Here is an 18,158-nt window from a genome sequence, read left to right on the forward strand (position 1 = left end):
TCCTGAAAAAGTGGTGGGTTCAGCGTTCACGCAAGGCTTGTGTGACGTTTTGAAGTGGTCTGAAGATGTATTCGAGAACGGTTTTGTAGCCGGTCCGGATTTCAACGGAGGCGGTCATGCCGGGAGACGGCGTCAATCGAAGACCATTGCGCAAACCTGTGGTTTGCTTGACTCGAACGATGATCCGGTAAAGGCCCTCCTCGAGTTCGACCGGGTAGCCTGGTCGGCGTTGCTTCTCGTCACGCAAGGTGTCTGGGCTGACGTGTTCCAGCACGCCATCGAGGCCACCGTATTTGTTGAAGTCGTACGCGGTCAGTTTGACAACTGCGGCCTGACCGATCTTGAGAAAGGCAACCTCAGAAGGTTTGACATAGGCCTCCACCAGCATTTCATCCTCAGTTGGAACGATCTCCAAAATGGGTTGACCGGCTTGCACCACACCACCAACCGTGGTGATCTGAACGTTCTTGACCACCCCTTTCATCGGCGACTTGATGGTGGTTCGTAAATAAGCGTCTTCACGCGCAGACGCGCTTTCTTTGGTTTGTGACAACTCGGATGAAACGCGTACCAGTTCATTGTTGGCATCTGTGAGGTAGCGGTTTTGCCGTTCGGCGCGCTGACCCAGCAATTCCGACTTCTGGCGATTCAGTCGCAAAAGTTCCACTTCGGACATGACACCCTGGCGCACCAAGGGCTCGGTGATGGTCAACTCGCGGCTGACCGCATGCAAAGAACCATCAATGGCCCGCAATGATTCCGACAACGCGCGCTTGCGAGCGTTGAAGGCCTGAAGCTCCTGCTTCATCAGAGCGGGCTGAGAATTGAGTTCGGGCGGGAATACGAGGGCGGTGCTGTAAGCCTCTGCCTTCAGGCGTGCAGCCAAGGCAGACAAGGCCAGGTATTTTTCGTTGGCTTCGCGGTAAACCGCGCCTGATCGTGCATCGTCAATGCGCAAAAGAACCTGGTCTTTCTCAACCACGCTGCCTTCGCGCACCATCAGTTCACTCAAGACACCAGAGTCCAGGCTCTGGATGACTTGCTCACGGCTGGTTGGAATCACCTTGCCTTGGCCGCGTGTGATCTCATCAAGTTCAAACCAGGACGCCCACCCCAATGCCAGCAACAAGGTCAACCCGGTGGCCCAAACGAGACTCTTGCTGGCTTGGCGTTCATCATCTTCGACCGTTGTGATGCCAAAACTGGCTTTCTTAGACCTGAAGAGTTTCATGCAGTCGCTCCTTGAGATTTCGTACCATTGAGGTCAATCCCTCGGGATAACTTTTCAATCATTTCTTGTTTGGGGCCAAAAGCCAGGCATTGGCCACCGTCGATCACGGCAATCGAGTCGACCCATTCCAGCAACTGGGGTCGGTGCGTTGCCATCAGCAAGGTCCGGCCTTGCAGCCAATCCTTGAGCACGGTGATCACGCGGGCCTCGGTGTTTTGATCCATGCTGGCCGTCGGCTCATCCATGAAAACCATTTGAGGGTTGCGCAGCATCATGCGAGCGATGGAGAGCAATTGACGTTGTCCACCAGACAAACCGCCACCCGCCTCTGTCACGGGCATGTCAAGTCCCAAGGGGTGGGATGCAGCGATGTCGTAAATGTTCAGCAGCTTCAGGGTCTCGACAATCCTGACGTCGCTGATCCAGCTGTCGGCAAGGATCAGGTTGTCGCGCAAAGTGCCCATGAAAAGCTGTGCATCTTGGCCGACGTAGCCCATGCGACTGCGCATTTCAGTGGGTTCGATCTGCTGCATGTCAACGCCATCGAGACGGATACTGCCAGCCACGGGTGCGTAGAGACCGGACATCAAGCGCAGCAACGTACTTTTGCCGCTGCCCACGCGTCCGAGCATGGCAACTTTTTGGCCCGGCTCAATGATCATGGAGAGCTTTTTGATCACCGGGATTTTGTGCTCGCCGGGGTAAGCGAATTCCAAGGCTTCAGCTTGCAAGCCACCATAAATGGTGTCGGGTACCAGGTAATTGCGGCCATGTTTGCGGTCACGTGGTCGTTTCATCAAACCGTCCAGCGTTTCCAACGAAGAAGACGCTTGCTGGTAACGGGAAGCCAAAGACATCACACTGGCCAACGGCGAGATGGCGCGACCTGCCAAAATGACCGATGCAATCAGTCCACCCAAGGTCAGTTGGTTGGCGTGGATCATGTAAACGCCCGCCACCACCATGGCGACGGTGACGAATTGTTGAATCGACGTGGTGAACCCCATGATCCAGTTGGTCAGGCTGCGGATTTTTTTGTAGGCGTCAGAGCCGGCCAGGTTGGACATCTCCCAACGGCGCTGCAAATAGCTCTCTGCGTTGTGTGCCTTCAGCAACTCCAGGTTCAGGACCGACTCGACCAGCACGCTTTGTTTGTCACCCGACTCTTTCATGTTGGCGCGCATGGCCGTCATGAGTGGTTTTTGAGACACCAAGCCAATGAGGATCAACAAAGGCACCGCCAGAGCTGGAATCCAGACCAGATGGCCGCCGACCATGGCAATCAAGGCCAGAAACATCAGCACAAAAGGCATGTCAGCCAGCAGCACCAGCGATGCCGAAGAGAAGAAATCGCGGAGCGACTCGAAGTCACGCATGGAACTGGCGAAGATGCCGACAGACTGGGGGCGGTGCTCAAGCCGGATCGACATGATTTCACGCAGCAGCGTGGCGTTGATGGCCAAGTCAGCCTTTTTGCCACCCAAATCCACCAACCGCGCCTTGAGCCAGCGCATGATGAATTCCAAAAAGATCGCCACTGTGGTGCCGATGGCCAGCGTCCACAGCGAGGTGTAGGCGGCAGTGGGCACCACACGGTCGTAGACGTTCATCGTGAAAAACACGCTGGCCAGTGTCAGGATGTTCGCCACGACAGTGGCCACCATGGATTCGACATAAAAGGCGCGAAAACGCCAGAGCGTGTCCCAGAACCAATTGAAGGCGGAGCCTTCCAGGGGCGTCAAGGTTTGGTCATGCCGGGTCGGGGGCAACTTGAGTGCCAGTACTTCGGGGCGCGCCAAAGCCTGCAGTTCAGCCAAAGGAATGCGCTGGTCCTCCATGCCCCTGTCCGCCCACCAGATGATGGCTTCTTTGTCTTCAATGCTGCGCAAGACGCAAGCCCTGCCATCGAGCAAAGGCATCAAGACAGGCAGCACATAGTGCGGAATATCGGCCACGTTCACGCGTGACCAAGCCGCCAACAGGCCGTTTTTGTGGGCCATGTCCGGGTACGCGGCCAGCGGAACGCGGCCCTTGTTGTCCAGCGCGAAACCTGCGCGCATCACTTGGTAATGAACGGGGCGGCCCATCAACTTGGCCGCCATGGTCATGCACAGCAAGAGCGGGTCTGCCTGGATGTCATGTCGAGGCGACGTTGAGGCGCCTGGCTGAGGTATGGCCTGGGCTGTGGGTTGTGCGGCACCGCCATTGGCTGCCATCATCGGAATCATTTTTGCCATCGAATTTATGTATTTGTTGTGCTGGGCTTCACGGAGCGGGGGTCAGCAGGCGACCTGGTTCCGCTGCGAAGCGGTTGGCCAGATCGCCAGCGGCAGCCAGCAAGCGCACACGCGCCAATCGCTCGTCGTGAAATGCCGCTTGTGCGGCTGTGCGGTAGCCAAAGGCATCGGCCTGCACGTTGAGCAAGTCCAATAAAGATCTTTTCGCGATGCGGAACTGCTGACGGTAGGCATCGACCAGTTTGTCGCCGACCAAGGACTGTTTGGAGCCGGTGGCGGCACGGCCCTTGGCCGATGCCCACTCTTGCCAAGCCAAGGCCACTTTTTCACGGGCCAAGATTTTGGCTTCTTCCTGGGCAAATTCGGCCGCCTTGAGTTGGCCCACAGCCGCCTCGACGGCTGCTGTAGAACCACCACCGTTGTAGAGGGGGGCATTGACCTGCAGTTGGGACAGGGCTTCGAGTCGACCCGTGGCCGAGTTCTGTTGTCTGGAGACGGTGAAATCGACGGTGGGCCACTGCTGGCCCTTGGCGACTCGAACCGCAGCTTGAGCGGCCAGCACCTTGGCACGGGCCTGCGCAATGGCTGGCAATTGAGGCGAAACCATGGCCATGGCTTGCGCCAAGGTGTCCGGGATATTGCCAAGCGGGCCCGTTTGAGCAACCGCCTTGTCAACGCCTACGGGGCGTGCGTCCATGTCGGTGCGCCAGAACCTTTGAACCCGCTGGATGGCTTGGGTGAAGTCGGATTTGCGTTGTTGCATGGCCAGTTGCGCGCTTTCCATGCGCACCAGGGCTTGCTCGTAGTCAGCCCGACGACCTTTGTCAACTTCGACAATTTTGCGGATATCACTGAGCGTGTCCTGGTGGGCGTTGACGTTGTGAACCGCCAGGCTGTACAGGTCGGCCGTCTTGGCCCAATTCAAGTAGGCTTCGGCCGCGAGTTGGGCCACATCATCGAGCGTGCTCGCCTCTGAAAACTCCGCCGCCTGGGTCAAGGCCTGTGCCCGTTCAACTTCGGCTTCGATCTTGCCGCCAGACCAGAGGTTGAGCTTGGCGGTGGGTGACAGGGCGGTGCGCGATGTGCCCGAGGGAAAAACGCCAGATGAATAGGCATTTGCTGTGGCGCTCATGCCCAATTGAGGATAGTGAGCGCTTCGGGCGCGTGCGATGTCTGCTCGCGCCGCAGACGTTTGCGCTGCTGCTGCCTGGATGCTGGGGTAGGCCTGGAGGGCTTGATTGACGACTTCGGGCAAGGTTTGAGCCTGCAGGTTGATCGATAAACCGGCGGCCAGCACGCCCCATGGGGCCCATTTGAATCCAGCCAAAGGACCATGAGCAGGCCTCAGTTGCGAGAGCAACCGAAGAAGATACTTTTGGCATTCAAGATGAATCATGCGGTACGAATTACCAGTTACGTTAAAACTGAAATTCTCGTTAAAAAAGATAAGTTATGAATCCGCCAAAAGGAGTATTCGGGACCCAATTTCGCTAAAAAATGTTGAATTCGTATGAAAAACGAATTACCAGCGTTCGGCTGATGTATTTGGCGATTTGGTCTGGCATGACGCTGTGCAAGCTCAGACGCGCAAAAAAAAGCCCCCCTGTGATCTACAGGGGGGCCCATGGCGATGGAAAAAAGAAGGCTGTGAGCGGCGTTGACCGGTGTCAGCTCAAGGCGGTTGGGGTCTCTCAGACGCCGTAGCGGTCCCGGTATGCCTGCACCCTGGGCAAGTGTTCACCCAGTTCGTTGCCGCTTTGGGCCGACAAATAAGCCAGCAGGTCTGACAGCTGGGCAATGGTGCATACCTGCATGCCCAGCGTGTTGCGCACATACTGAACCGCGCTGTGCGGCACGTCCTGCACCGAGCCATCGGCCTGTTTTTCGGTGGCCATTTCCTGGCGGTCCAGCGCAATCGCGATGGCGTGGGGCGTGGCCCCGGCGGCCTGGATCAGCGCAATCGACTCGCGGGCGGCGGTGCCTGCGCTCATCACATCGTCCACGATCAGTACGCGGCCCTTGAGCGGTGCGCCGACCAGCGAGCCACCTTCGCCGTGGTCTTTGGCTTCTTTGCGGTTGTAGGCAAAGGGCACGTTTTTGCCCAAGCGGGCCAGCTCGATGGCCACCGCTGCGCCCAGCGGGATGCCCTTGTAGGCCGGGCCAAAAATCATGTCGAACTCGATGCCGCTGGCCAGCAGGGCTTTTGCATAGAATTGCGCCAGTCGGCTGAGCTTGGCACCGTCGTCAAACAGACCGGCGTTGAAGAAGTAAGGGCTCATGCGCCCGGCTTTGGTCTTGAATTCGCCAAAGCGCAAGACGCCCGAATCGACCGCAAATTGCACAAATTCCTGAGCGAGCGCCTGCATCTCGGCGCTGCTTGCCTGTCCTGTCACCATGGGGAAATCCTTGTTCAAACTCACCAGCCTCAACCTCAACGGCATCCGTTCGGCCACGACCAAAGGGGTCGAAGCCTGGCTGGCGCAAGAAAAGCCCGATTGTATTTGCGTGCAAGAAGTCAAAGCCCAGGCCCCCGACGTGGAGGGCAAGTTTGAAGAACTCGCGGGCCTGAAGGGCCACTTCCACTTTGCTGAAAAAAAGGGCTATTCCGGCGTAGCCGTCTACACCCGCCATGAGCCCAGCGATGTGGTGGTCGGGTTTGATGGCGGCGAGTTTGATGCGGAGGGCCGCTATGTGGAGCTGCGCTTTGACACCCCTGCACGCAAGATGTCCATCATCAGCAGCTATTTCCCCAGCGGCTCGTCCGGCCCGGAGCGGCAAGAGGCCAAGTTCCGTTTTCTGGACAAGATGTACCCGCACCTGATGGCGCTCAAGGGCGAGCGCGAGTTTGTGGTGTGCAGCGACGTCAACATCGCCCACCAGCAGGCCGACCTGAAGAACTGGCGCAGCAACCAGAAAAACAGCGGCTTTTTGCCCGAAGAGCGCGCCTGGATGACCCGGCTGACCTCGGAAGGCGGTGTGGTGGATGTGTACCGCCACTTGCAACCGGACACCACCGACACCTGCTACACATGGTGGAGCAACCGGGGCCAGGCCTATGCCAACAACGTGGGCTGGCGTCTGGATTACCACCTGGCCACCCCGGCACTGGCCGAGAAAGCCCGCACCGAATCTATTTACAAGAGCGAGAAATTCTCCGACCACGCGCCGATCACCATCGGCTACGACTTCGCGCTGTGACCTTGTGCGGTGACCTTGTGCGGTGAGGCTGTGAAGTACGGGGCGCGGCTCAGCCCGCCAGGGCCATGACCCGGCCATGCGCCGCACTTTGCAAGCCCAGCTCTATCAGCGCCATCACCTGCAAGGCCTCTTGTGCGGGCACTGGGTTGGCGCTGCCGTGCAGCACCGCATCGCGCACCCGGGCGTAATACTGCGGGTAGTCGCCGCGCAGGCAGGGCTGCTGGCGTTCGGTCAGCTGTTGCGCCGAATCCGACAAAGTCAGGTGCAGCGGCTGTGGGTCAAGGCCCCAATCGGTGGCGGTGTCTGTCAGGTCAGGCCGCAAACCTGCCTTGAGGGCGTCTTCCTGCGTGTCCAGTCCCCATTTGACGCATGAGCCGTTTGTGCCATGCACCACAAAGCGCGGTGCCACGCGGGCCGTCAGGGCGCTGGCGTGCAGCACCACGCGCAGGCTGTCGTACCGCAACACCGCGTGAAACCAGTCGTCGGCCTGAGCCCCGTCACGTTGGCAGGCCAGGTCCAGCCACAGGCTTTGTGGCTGGCCAAACAGCTGCAGAGCCTGGTCCAGCAGGTGTGGCCCCAGGTCGTACCACAGGCCGCTGCCAGGGTTGCCCGATTCGCGCCAGCGCTGGCGCACCACGGGCCGGTAGCGGTCAAAGTGCGACTCGACATGCGTGACCCGCCCCAACTCGCCGCTTTGCAGCAGCGCCTGCAGAGTCAAAAAATCACCATCCCAGCGCCGGTTGTGAAACACCGACAACACACGTTGGTGCTGCTCGGCCAGCGCGATCAGGTGCCGGGCCTCGGCCGCATTCAGGGTGAAAGGCTTGTCCACCACCACATGCTTGCCCGCCGCCAGCGCTTGGGCGGCCAGCGGGGCATGGGTGTCGTTGGGGGTGGCGATCACCACCAAATCGATGTCAGGTCGGGCGATCAGGGCCTCGGGTGTTTCGCACACGGGGGTGTCCGGCCAGTGGGCGAGCACATCGCCCGGGCGGCGGCTGGCCACAGCGGCGAGTTGCAGGCCCGGTACGGCGGCGATCAAAGGCGCATGAAAAGTGGCCGAGGCATAACCGTAGCCCAGCAGGCCCACGTTCAGGAAGGCGGTCATCCAGAGGCTTTCATCTCAGTCAAAAACAGACCGTCAGCTTAAACCAGCAGGCGGGTGTCATGTGGGCGCGCGCGTGTAGGTCAGCATGCGCCCCTTGTAAGCCACAGATCCCGATTGCGCCGGTTGGTCCAGCACCTGCTCGTGCATCGCAAAGCCCACGCGGGCCATGTGCTTGTGAAATGCCGGACGATTGCCCCGGTTCGGGTCCACCACCCAAATTTCGCAGCTCGCTGCGGCATGGGTGTTGATGAAGTGGGCCAGCGTCCCTTCGTCATCGCGTTCATACAGGATGTCGCTGCCCACGATCAGGTCAAACAGGCCGCTCACCCCGGTGTCATGCGCCTGCGTCAACACGGGTTGACCATCTTCGCGTACGGCGGCTGTGCCCCACAAACCATGGCGGTACGTGATGGGCTCCAAGCCGTTGAGTCGGGTGTTGTGGTCCAGAAAAGCATGGGTCAGCGGGTGGCAGTCGCTGGCCGTCACATCGGCCCCGCGCCGGTGTGCCACTAGGCTGGACAGCGCCAGGCCGCAGCCAATTTCCAAAATCCGTTCGGTGGTCACCGGTCGCAGTGCCATGCGCTCGGCCATGCGAGAACCAGAAGGCCACAGCAAGCCAAACAGCGGCCAGGTGGCCGAAGAAATGCCCAGGTTGAGTGCTTCATCGAGCGGGTCGTGAAACTGGTTGTTGTCGAGCAAGGAGCGGATGAGCAAGTCATCCACGCCCCCAACCGCGATGCTGTCCTGTTTGGTCAGGTAGCCCGGTGACGGGTGTGGCAAATGAGCAATCGATGCAGCGCGCTGGCGGGGGGAATCAAGTGGCGCTGGCTGGGGGTGACTGTAGCGGCAAACGGCGTTCCTATAATTTGCGCATGTTGCAATACCAAACGATCCCCGTCACGCCTTTTCAGCAAAACTGTTCCCTGGTCTGGGACGATCAGACCCGGCAGGCTGCCGTGATCGATCCCGGCGGTGATCTGGATGTGCTGTTGGGGGCCGTGGCGCAGTTGCAGATCCAACTGGAGCAGATCTGGATCACCCACGGCCATGTGGACCACGCCGCAGGCACGGCCGAACTGTCCGAGCGTTTGCAGTTGCCCATCATCGGCCCGCACCCCGGTGACCAGTTCTGGATCGACGGTTTGCCGCAGGCTGCGGCCGGGTACGGTTTTCCTCCTGCACGGGCTTTCAAGCCCACGCGCTGGCTGCACGATGGCGACACGGTCACGTTGGGCAGCCACACTTTGCAGGTGAGGCATTGTCCCGGGCACACGCCGGGCCATGTGGTGTTTTATTCGCCCGAAATCCAGCGTGCCTTTGTGGGCGATGTGCTGTTTGCGGGCAGCATTGGCCGTACCGATTTTCCGCAGGGCAACCACGAGCACTTGATCGCCAGCATCACCGAGCGTCTGTGGCCCATGGGCAATGGCACGGTGTTCATCCCGGGCCACGGCCCAGAAAGCACCTTTGGACGTGAGCGCAAAAGCAACCCTTATGTGGGCGGAACCTGAAGTTGCTCAAAAATTCCGCGCCACGGAAGGTGCGGTCTGTGATGCCCTGGCGCTTGGGCATCTGGATCGCGCAGACCCGCAAGGCCCGCATGACCCACTAGCCTCGAAGCGCTTGCTGATAAAGATGTTGCACTTTGGGCAAGTTGGCTTCGAGTTCCTCAATCCGATTGGCCCCGCTGGGGTGCGTGGACAGGAACGCGGGGCCGCCGTTGCCGTTGGCCGATAGCATTTTTTTCCACAAACTGACGCTGGCTTCCGGGCGATAACCGCCACGCGCTGCAATTTCCAGCCCGACCAAGTCGGATTCGGTTTCGTCGTCGCGCCCGTATTTGAGGGTCAGCAGTTGCGTGCCCAGGTTGGCTGCCGCATCGCCCAATGCGCCCAGACCCAGCAATTGCGATGCAATCGACAGGCCAAAGCTGGTGGCCTGGCTTTTGGCCAGCCGTTCGCGTGCGTGTTCGCGCAGGGCGTGTGCCATCTCGTGGCCCATGATCATGGCCACCTCATCATCGGTCAGCTTCAGCTGGTCCAGGATGCCGGTGTAAAACGCGATCTTGCCGCCGGGCATGCACCACGCGTTGATTTGCTTGCTGCCAATCAAGTTGACTTGCCACTTCCACTCGCGCGAACGAGGGTTCCATTGTTCGGTGTGTGGAATGAGTTTTCTGGCAATGGTGTGCAGACGCTGCAATTGCGGGTGCCCATCAGGGGCCAGTGCGCCTTTTGATCGGGCATCGGCCAGGACCTGGGTGTATTGTTGGCGTGCAGAGCCTTCCAGCGTTTCGGCCGGCACCAATTTGCGCAGGCCTGAGGCCGAACCCACATCGACCTGGGCCAGCGCCGACCCGGCCGCTGCGGTGCCCGCCGCCAACATGAAAGCCCGTCGGGCTTGCCAACGTGGAGAGGTGTGGGGCGCGGCGTCAGAAACGACGTCGGGAGCAGGGGTTTGAAGGTTGCAAATAAAGCACATAGTTCGCAAATGATAACGAACAGACCGGATTCAAGTGAGGCAACCGATAATTCGCAGATGTCCGACACTGCAACTTCTCCTGATAACACCCCGTCCGGCACCGTTCGCTCTTGGCGCGAAGCCTGGCGGCTGTATTTGCAACCGGCCAGCTTGCGCATGCTGGTGTTGGGGTTCGCTGCTGGACTGCCGCTGTTGCTGGTGCTGGGAACGCTCAGTTTCCGATTGCGCGAAGCGGGCATTGACCGCAGCACCATCGGCTATTTGAGTTGGGTGGGTTTGGCCTATGGCGTGAAGTGGATGTGGGCGCCGCTGGTGGATCGCATGCCCATTCCCGGGCTGACCCGGCAGCTGGGGCGCAGGCGCAGCTGGTTGTTGCTGTCGCAACTTGTCGTTGCAGGTGGGCTGGTGGGCATGGCGTGGCATGACCCTTCCCAGCTGCTGGGTCCCTTGGTGGCTTGTGCGGTGGCGGTGGCGGTGGCTTCTGCCACGCAAGACATTGCGCTCGACGCTTACCGCATCGAGTCGGCCGGGGTGAACGCACAGGCCGCGCTGGCGGCCAGCTACCAGACGGGTTATCGGCTGGCCATGATCTGGGCCGGTGCGGGCGTATTGTGGATCGCAGCCTGGGCCCAAGGCGAGCAAGCCGTGGGTTATGCGCAATCGGCCTGGCAAGCGGCTTATCTGGTGATGGCGCTCAGCATGTTGCCGGGCATGCTGGTGGTACTGGGTTCATCCGAACCCGTGGCGGCACCTTTGCGGCCTGCCCGGAATGTGGCCGAGTGGTTAAAGGGCGCGGTGATCGATCCGTTTGCCGACTTTTGGTTGCGCTACCGCTGGCAGGCCGTTTTGCTGCTGGCGCTGATCGCGGTTTACCGCATCAGCGATGTGGTCATGGGCATCATGGCCAATCCGTTTTATGTGGACATGGGGTTCACCAAAACAGAAGTGGCGGGCGTGACGAAGGTGTACGGCGTGATCATGACCCTGGTGGGCGCGTTTGTGGGTGGGGTGCTGTCGGCGCGTTGGGGTGTGATGCGCATCCTGATGCTGGGTGCCGTGCTGAGTGCGGCCAGCAATTTGCTGTTTGTCTGGCTCAGCGGTGTGGGGCATGATGTGCAGGCGCTGGTCTGGGTCATCTCGGCTGACAATCTGGCCAGCGGCATTGCCTCAGCGGCCTTCATCGCTTATTTGTCTTCGCTCACCAATGTCAGTTATTCGGCCACGCAATATGCGCTGCTCAGCTCCATGATGCTGCTGCTGCCCAAGTTCATTGCGGGGTTTTCGGGTGACTTTGTCGATGCGCATGGTTACGCCAGCTTCTTCACGGCCACGGCTTGGTTGGGTTTGCCGGTGCTGCTGCTGGTGGCGCTGGCGTCCCGGGTGCATGCCCGGGTGAAGCGCTAAATTTACGCATCTTTACCCAAAGCACACGACAAGCTTGCGCGTGCAGGAGATGATCACCCGATGCAACAACTCTTGATGATCGAAGACGATGCCCGTTTGGCGGGCATGGTGGCGGACTATCTGGGGCAAAACGGGTTTGGCGTGACCCATGCGCCCGATGCCCAAAGTGGCCTGGCCCGTTTGCACAGCCCGGGCGTGGATCTGGTGATCCTGGACCTGATGCTGCCCGACATGGATGGCTTGCAGGTGTGCCAACGCATCCGGGCCTTGCCTGGCAGCGCGGGACAGGTGCCGGTGCTCATGCTCACGGCCAAAGGCGACCCGATGGACCGCGTCATCGGGCTTGAAATGGGGGCGGACGACTATTTGCCCAAGCCCTTTGAGCCGCGCGAGCTGCTGGCGCGCATCAAGGCCATTTTGCGACGCAAGAGCACCGCCCATGACGCGCCTCAACAACTCATGCAATTTGGCTCGCTCGAGATCGACCGCGATGCCCGCCGCGTCAGCGTCAAGGGGCAGGCGTGCGATTTGACCTCTTACCAGTACGACTTGCTGGTGGCGTTGGCCGAGCGCGCAGGCCGCGTGCTCACGCGTGACCAGATCATGGAAGCGGTGCGCGGCCGTGAGCTGGAGGCCTTTGACCGCTCCATCGATGTGCACATGGGCCGCATCCGTGCCGCCATCGAGGTGGACCCCCGGTCGCCCCAGCGCATTTTGACGGTGCGTGGCGTCGGTTACGTGTTTGCACGGCAGCAGGACTGAAACGTCACCATGCCCTTTCAGGCCCTGTCCCGTCATTGGTCGCGTCATTTGTACCTGCGCATCTGGTTGGCGGTGGTGGCGGGTGTGACGCTGCTCATGTTGGTCGTGGGCTGGGTCTGGCGGGCGAGTGTGGAGCACCACGCCGAACCGCCCATGCCACATGAATGGGTGGTGTTGAATGCGCAAGGCGAGGTGCTGGCCTCTACCCGACGGCGTGGCCCCGGGGGACCGCTGACGTTTGACCTGACGTTGCCTGATGGCCAGCCTTTGCAGTTGCACGTGTTGCGCAACGGGGTGCAGATGGAAGAGCGCCGTCGGCCTCTGGCCCTGCCGGGCATGGGGCCTGCACCGAACGGACGCATGCCTGCCCACTTGCACAAAGAAATGCCTTGGTGGGCTCAGCCCTCGGGGTTTTTCTGGATGCTGGGCCTGATTGGCCTGGCCGTGGCGCTGGGGCTGTACCCTGTGGTGCGCAGGCTCACGCAACGGCTCGAAGGTCTGCAGCGCGGTGTGCAGCGCTGGGGCGAAGGCGACTTGTCGGTGCGCGTGCCGGTGCAAGGCGATGATGAGGTGGCCGATTTGTCTGAACGGTTCAATGCAGCAGCAGAACGCATCGAAGGCCTGATGGCCGCGCAAAAGTCCCTGTTGGCCAATGCCTCGCACGAGCTGCGCTCGCCCCTGGCGCGCATTCGCATGGGGCTGGAGTTGATGAACGCGCCAGCAGCCGACTCGGTGCAGATGGGCCGCAACCGCGCCGAAATCCTGCGCAACATGGCCGAACTGGACCAACTCATCGACGAAATTTTGCTGGCCAGCCGACTGGATGCCCAAGAGGCCGACATCGGGACGGTGGAGCCGGTGGATCTGGTGGGTTTGTGCGCCGAAGAGTGCGCCCGCACCGGTGCCCGGTTGGAGGTGCCCGAAGGCTTGGCGAACCTGGAGGTGCCTGGCGTGGCCAAATTGTTGCGTCGCATGGTGCGCAACCTGTTGGAAAATGCGCGGCGTCATGGCGTGCCGGCAGACTTGGCTGACGATGTGGTCCTGACATTGGGCAGGCGCGCCGGGGGGGTGTGGCTCAGCGTTTGTGACCGTGGACCAGGTGTGCCCACGCCCTACCGTGCACGTATTTTTGAACCGTTTTTCCGATTGCCCGGGGCCAGTGAGCGGGTGGGCGGTGTGGGCCTTGGCCTGTCGCTCGTCAAATCAATTGCCGAACGCCATGCTGCCGAGGTCTCCTGCGAGGACCGTGTGGGGGGCGGTGCGTGTTTTGTGATTCGCTGGTGAAACCGGCAGAGAAGGTCCAGATCCAGTCGTTTGCAAAATGGCCCGTCAAGCATGCTTTATCAGCACAAATTGCGACATACTTGCGCAGCCAAATGCTTGAATGGGTCAATGTATGGAACTGGTGTTTTTGTGCCCGGCCGTTAAAAAAGCGGTGGGTGGGGTCAAAGTGATTTACCGCCAAGCGGCGTTGATGAACGAATTGCTCGGCCCCTCGGGTGGGCGCGCCTGCGTTTTGCACCCCAACACATGGCGTTTCAAAGTGCAGTGGTTTGAGAGCCATGTTCCTCTGCGGCGGGAGCGGTTCAAGTGGCGCTGGGTCGGCAAGCCCAGCAAGTCCGATATCCGTGGTGTTTTTGACCCTGCGCGCGATGTGGTGGTGGTGCCCGAGCTGTGGGTGCGCAAATACGGTGTTCAGTTGCTGGAAGCCAAGGTGCCTTATGTCATTTATGTGCAAAATGGTTATTACATCAACAAAGGGCAGCCAGATGATTTGGACCGTGCTTATCGCGGGGCCAAGTGCATTTTGACGATTTCGGAGGATGCGACCCGGTGTGTGGCGATGGCGTTTCCAGGTGTTCAAGAGCGCATCTTGAGGGTGCATTACTCCATCGATGTCGGCAACTTCAATCCGCATCGGGCCAAAGAAAACTTGATCACTTACATGCCGCGAAAGTTGGCCGATCATTCTGCCAAGGCACTTTTTTTCCTGCGCAGTCATTTGCCGGCCCACTGGAAAATTCAGCCAATCGATGGGCTCAACGAATCCGGGGTGGCCGAGTTGCTGTCTCGCTCTCGGATATTCATGTCGTTCAGCCATTTTGAAGGCTGCCCTTTACCCCCTTTGGAGGCGGCTCTGAGTGGAAATCGCGTGGTGGGCTACACCGGGCAAGGTGCCCGGGAGTATTGGCACCCCGATGTTTTTGATGAAATCGAGTCTGGGAATTTGGTGAGCTTGGCTCAGCAGGTCTTGCGCCGCGTCGCCGATTGGGACGCCAACCCCGGCGAGACTGCACCAGCCCCCGCCACTTTGAACAAACTCTCGGCCACTTACTCGGTGCACCAAGAGGAGGCGGATATGCGCGCCTTGTTGAGGCGTTTGGCTGACTGAGCTCGGGGCGCCTTGGTGTCTGTTACCGGGCACCACCGCCCTCAGGCGGTGGTGGGTGCCGGGCCATCTTGGGCCGTCAGCATCTCGCGTGGCTCAATGGCTGTGAGCCACCTGCTCTCCCGCTTTGAGCTTGTAAACCGTGCCGCAATAAGGGCACTTGGCTTCGCCGGTTTTGGCCACATCCAGGTAGACCTTGGGGTGGCTGTTCCAGAGTTTCATGTCGGCTTTGGGGCTGGGGCAGAAAACGCCGCCCTGCGGGTTCAGATCGGCGGCCAGCAATTCAACGGCTTGGGTGCTCATGGATCTTGCTCCTTAAACCAAAGTCAGCCAGTGGGCGTACTTGGGGTTGCGACCATTGACGATGTCAAAGAACGCGGTCTGGATTTTCTCGGTGACCGGGCCACGGCTGCCCACATAGCCATCTTTGCCCAGCTCGATGCGGTCTAGTTCGCGGATGGGGGTCACTTCGGCAGCGGTGCCGGTGAAGAAGGCTTCGTCGGCGATGTAGACCTCGTCGCGGGTGATGCGCTTTTGCACGATCTCCAGGCCCAAATCTTTGGCGATGTGGAACACGGTGTTGCGGGTGATGCCGTTCAGGGCGCCAGCCGACAAATCGGGGGTGTAGATCACGCCGTCTTTGACCACAAAGATGTTTTCGCCAGCGCCTTCGGATACAAAGCCCGAGGTGTCCAGCAACAGAGCTTCGTCGTAGCCTTCGTCGGTCACTTCCATGTTGGCCAGGATGGAGTTGGTGTAGTTGCTCACCGCCTTGGCCTGTGTCATGGTGATGTTGACGTGGTGGCGGGTGTAGCTCGAAGTTTTGACGCGGATGCCGCGCTTCATACCTTCTTCGCCCAAATAGGCACCCCAGGTCCAAGCTGCCACCATCAAGTGGATGGTGTTGCCTTTGGGGCTGACGCCCAATTTCTTGTCGCCAATCCAAGTCAGTGGGCGGATGTAGCCGCTTTCGAGTTGGTTCTCACGGACTACGTCGCGTTGGGCTTGGTTCACTTGATCTTTGGTGAACGGGATGGCCATGCGCAGGATCTTGGCGCTGTTGAACAGGCGGTCGGTGTGCTCTTGCAGGCGGAAGATGGCGGTGCCTTGCTCGGTTTTGTAAGCGCGCACGCCTTCAAAAGCGCCGCAGCCGTAGTGCAAGGTGTGGCTCAGCACATGGATCTTGGCATCGCGCCAATCGACCATCTGGCCGTCCATCCAGATTTTGCCGTCGCGGTCTGACATCGAAGGAATGACAACGCTCATGAAAGTGTCCTTTAAAGAAGGTGCAATCAACAGTACAAAAAAATGATTTTAAGGTCTCACGTTCGCCTGCAAGACGCCCGGGTGACCCAGAATCAGCGGACGGTAGCCGCGGAGGCGGCCTGTTCAGCGATGTCGCTGTGTTCGGGCGCGGGGCGAGTCAGCGACCAGTCGGTCAGTTTGCCGCCCACAAAGGTGCAGGTCACATGCGATTGACCGGTGTCGGTCCAGCGAAAAATCTCGGGCTGGGCGTCCTTTTCGGTCAGTAACTTACCCAGCGACCGCGTCATGGCGATGACGTGCATCAAGGTCGCGCCCTTTTTGAGCTTGGCGTTGAGCATCACCGCGCTGGCCACATGGCCGATGGGGCGGTTGGCCGCTTTTTTCAAGATGGTGACCATGCGTGTGAAGTGCAGCAAAACCCACATGATCACGCCGCCCGCGGCCAATGCAATGCCTGCCCACTGAAAGGCTTGCCAAGCCCCGACGGTGAACACGATGATGGCCAGCGGTGCGAGTATTTTGTTGAAATTCATGGGCTGGATTTTGCCTTGTAAATGACGCAAGCTTCGCCGTTGGCGTTCGGGTGACCACGGACGCGATTCGGTGTCCTGCTACAGACACTCGGGGATGTCTGGCCCATTTCGGCAAGCCAGAAGCACGTTGGGCCGTCTTCACGGCGTGTTCGATCAGTCCAGCCCACGCACCACCTGCATGGCCTCTTCAATCCGCTCGACCGGGTAAATGGTCAAACCCTCAAAGGCCTTGTCGTTTTTCTTGGGCGCGTTGGCCTTGGGCACCACGGCCACTTTGAAGCCCAGCTTGGCGGCTTCTTTCAGGCGGTCTTGCCCACGAGGCGCGGGGCGCACTTCACCGGCCAGACCCACTTCGCCAAAGGCGATGAAGCCTTTGGGCAGTGGCTTGCCGCGCAGGCTGCTGGTGATCGCCAGCATCACCGCCAGGTCAGCCGCCGGTTCGCTGATGCGCACGCCGCCCACCGCGTTCACAAACACGTCCTGGTCCATACAGGCCACACCCGCATGGCGGTGCAGCACCGCCAGCAGCATGGCCAGGCGGTCGCGGTCCAGACCCACGCTCAAACGGCGGGGCGATGGGCCACCGCTGTCCACCAGGGCCTGAATTTCGACCAACAGCGGGCGCGTGCCCTCCAGCGTGACCATCACGCAGCTGCCGGGCACGGGCTCGGCATGCTGGCTCAAAAAGATGGCGCTCGGGTTGCTCACGCCCTTCAGGCCCTTTTCGGTCATGGCGAACACGCCGATCTCGTTGACGGCACCAAAGCGGTTTTTGATGGCGCGGATCAGGCGGAAGTTGGAGTGCGTGTCGCCCTCAAAGTAGAGCACCGTGTCCACCATGTGCTCCAGCACGCGGGGGCCGGCCAGCGCGCCTTCCTTGGTCACATGGCCGACCAGCACGATGGTGGTGCCGGTCGATTTGGCGGTGCGCGTCAGGTGCGCCGCGCATTCGCGCACTTGCGCCACCGAGCCGGGGGCGCTGGTCAGTTGGTCCGAATACACCGTCTGAATCGAGTCGATGATGGCGATGCCCGGCTGGCGCGCCTGCAAAGTGTGCAAGATCTTTTCAAGCTGAATTTCGGGCAGCACCGGCACCTGCGAGTCGGGCAGGCCGAGGCGTCTTGAGCGCATCGCCACTTGTGCGCCGCTTTCTTCACCCGTCACATAGAGGGTGTTCATGCCGCTGCGCTGCAGGGCATCGACCGCTTGCAACAGCAAGGTCGATTTGCCGATGCCCGGGTCGCCGCCGATCAGCACCACGCCGCCTTCGACCATGCCCCCGCCCAGCACCCGGTCCAGCTCATCAATGCCAGTGGGGTGGCGCTCGAAGTCGGCTGCCTCGATCTGAGCCAGCGGCAGCACTTCGGAGGTGGGGGCCAGCGAGGCATGGACCGAGCCAAAGCGGTTTTTGCCGCCTGACGGTTCAGCCGAGGCTTCGATCAGGGTGTTCCAGGCGTTGCAGCTGGGGCATTTGCCCATCCAGCGGGCGCTGGTGCCGCCGCATTCGGTGCAAGTGAATATCGATTTGTCTTTGGCCATGCGGCGATTG

At 60.4% G+C, this 18,158-nt stretch carries 17 protein-coding genes; 6 read left to right on the forward strand and 11 right to left on the reverse strand.

Annotated features, from left to right (window positions below):
- Nucleotides 1–19: 19 nt before the first annotated feature.
- The 4 genes from B9Z47_RS01960 to pyrE all read right to left on the reverse strand — a co-directional run bounded on the left by B9Z47_RS01960 (nt 20) and on the right by pyrE (nt 5,864).
- Complete coding sequence (locus B9Z47_RS01960) at nt 20–1,231, reverse strand: HlyD family efflux transporter periplasmic adaptor subunit (protein WP_108329554.1); 1,212 nt, start codon at nt 1,229–1,231, stop codon at nt 20–22.
- Nucleotides 1,228–3,468 (reverse strand): type I secretion system permease/ATPase, encoded by a 2,241-nt coding sequence (locus tag B9Z47_RS01965; RefSeq protein ID WP_108329555.1) that lies wholly within the window; start codon nt 3,466–3,468, stop codon nt 1,228–1,230. Before B9Z47_RS01965 ends, B9Z47_RS01960 begins: the two co-directional genes overlap by 4 nt.
- 28 nt (nt 3,469–3,496) lie before the next feature.
- Nucleotides 3,497–4,795 (reverse strand): TolC family protein, encoded by a 1,299-nt coding sequence (locus tag B9Z47_RS01970; protein ID WP_158271599.1) that lies wholly within the window; start codon nt 4,793–4,795, stop codon nt 3,497–3,499.
- Nucleotides 4,796–5,159: 364 nt separating this feature from the next.
- On the reverse strand, nt 5,160–5,864 hold the full coding sequence (gene pyrE, locus B9Z47_RS01975) for an orotate phosphoribosyltransferase (RefSeq protein WP_108329557.1): 705 nt from the start codon (nt 5,862–5,864) through the stop codon (nt 5,160–5,162).
- On the opposite strand from pyrE, the gene B9Z47_RS01980 reads away from it, so the two are divergent.
- Nucleotides 5,863–6,666, forward strand: a complete 804-nt coding sequence (locus B9Z47_RS01980; protein WP_199226234.1) for an exodeoxyribonuclease III — start codon at nt 5,863–5,865, stop codon at nt 6,664–6,666. The genes pyrE and B9Z47_RS01980 overlap by 2 nt on opposite strands.
- A gap of 49 nt (nt 6,667–6,715) precedes the next feature.
- On the opposite strand, the gene B9Z47_RS01985 is transcribed toward B9Z47_RS01980, so the two are convergent.
- Together B9Z47_RS01985 and B9Z47_RS01990 are read right to left on the reverse strand one after the other, a co-directional pair.
- The gene (locus B9Z47_RS01985; RefSeq protein ID WP_108329558.1) at nt 6,716–7,774 is read right to left on the reverse strand and encodes an oxidoreductase; all 1,059 of its coding nucleotides are present in this window, start codon (nt 7,772–7,774) and stop codon (nt 6,716–6,718) included.
- Nucleotides 7,775–7,831: 57 nt separating this feature from the next.
- Entirely contained in the window at nt 7,832–8,554 is a 723-nt protein-coding gene (locus B9Z47_RS01990) for a methyltransferase (RefSeq protein WP_108329559.1), read from the reverse strand.
- A gap of 92 nt (nt 8,555–8,646) precedes the next feature.
- Between B9Z47_RS01990 and B9Z47_RS01995 the strand changes: the two genes are divergently transcribed.
- Entirely contained in the window at nt 8,647–9,285 is a 639-nt protein-coding gene (locus tag B9Z47_RS01995; RefSeq protein WP_108329560.1) for an MBL fold metallo-hydrolase, read from the forward strand.
- A gap of 97 nt (nt 9,286–9,382) precedes the next feature.
- On the opposite strand, the gene B9Z47_RS02000 is transcribed toward B9Z47_RS01995, so the two are convergent.
- On the reverse strand, nt 9,383–10,255 hold the full coding sequence (locus B9Z47_RS02000) for a M48 family metallopeptidase (RefSeq protein WP_108329561.1): 873 nt from the start codon (nt 10,253–10,255) through the stop codon (nt 9,383–9,385).
- Between the two features lie 57 nt (nt 10,256–10,312).
- Between B9Z47_RS02000 and B9Z47_RS02005 the strand changes: the two genes are divergently transcribed.
- The 4 genes from B9Z47_RS02005 (at nt 10,313) to B9Z47_RS02020 (ending at nt 14,813) form a co-directional block, all read left to right on the forward strand.
- Entirely contained in the window at nt 10,313–11,659 is a 1,347-nt protein-coding gene (locus B9Z47_RS02005) for an MFS transporter (RefSeq protein ID WP_199226235.1), read from the forward strand.
- A gap of 60 nt (nt 11,660–11,719) precedes the next feature.
- Entirely contained in the window at nt 11,720–12,421 is a 702-nt protein-coding gene (locus B9Z47_RS02010; RefSeq protein ID WP_108329563.1) for a response regulator, read from the forward strand.
- Between the two features lie 9 nt (nt 12,422–12,430).
- Nucleotides 12,431–13,705 (forward strand): HAMP domain-containing sensor histidine kinase, encoded by a 1,275-nt coding sequence (locus B9Z47_RS02015; protein WP_108329564.1) that lies wholly within the window; start codon nt 12,431–12,433, stop codon nt 13,703–13,705.
- 112 nt (nt 13,706–13,817) lie between these two features.
- Entirely contained in the window at nt 13,818–14,813 is a 996-nt protein-coding gene (locus B9Z47_RS02020; protein ID WP_108329565.1) for a hypothetical protein, read from the forward strand.
- A gap of 93 nt (nt 14,814–14,906) precedes the next feature.
- On the opposite strand, the gene B9Z47_RS02025 is transcribed toward B9Z47_RS02020, so the two are convergent.
- The 4 genes from B9Z47_RS02025 to radA form a co-directional block, all read right to left on the reverse strand.
- Nucleotides 14,907–15,113 (reverse strand): zinc-finger domain-containing protein, encoded by a 207-nt coding sequence (locus B9Z47_RS02025; RefSeq protein WP_108329566.1) that lies wholly within the window; start codon nt 15,111–15,113, stop codon nt 14,907–14,909.
- 12 nt (nt 15,114–15,125) lie between these two features.
- Nucleotides 15,126–16,076 carry a branched-chain amino acid transaminase gene (locus tag B9Z47_RS02030; RefSeq protein ID WP_108329567.1) on the reverse strand — a complete coding sequence of 317 codons (951 nt, stop codon included), beginning with the start codon at nt 16,074–16,076 and terminating at the stop codon, nt 15,126–15,128.
- A gap of 92 nt (nt 16,077–16,168) precedes the next feature.
- Complete coding sequence (locus tag B9Z47_RS02035) at nt 16,169–16,609, reverse strand: glycerate kinase (protein ID WP_108329568.1); 441 nt, start codon at nt 16,607–16,609, stop codon at nt 16,169–16,171.
- A 153-nt stretch (nt 16,610–16,762) separates the two neighbouring features.
- The gene (gene radA / locus B9Z47_RS02040; protein ID WP_108329569.1) at nt 16,763–18,148 is read right to left on the reverse strand and encodes a DNA repair protein RadA; all 1,386 of its coding nucleotides are present in this window, start codon (nt 18,146–18,148) and stop codon (nt 16,763–16,765) included.
- Nucleotides 18,149–18,158: the final 10 nt, after the last annotated feature.

Origin of the sequence: Limnohabitans sp. 2KL-1 (genome assembly GCF_003063435.1) — a bacterium.
In the GTDB taxonomy this organism is placed as follows: Bacteria; Pseudomonadota; Gammaproteobacteria; order Burkholderiales; family Burkholderiaceae_C; genus Limnohabitans_A.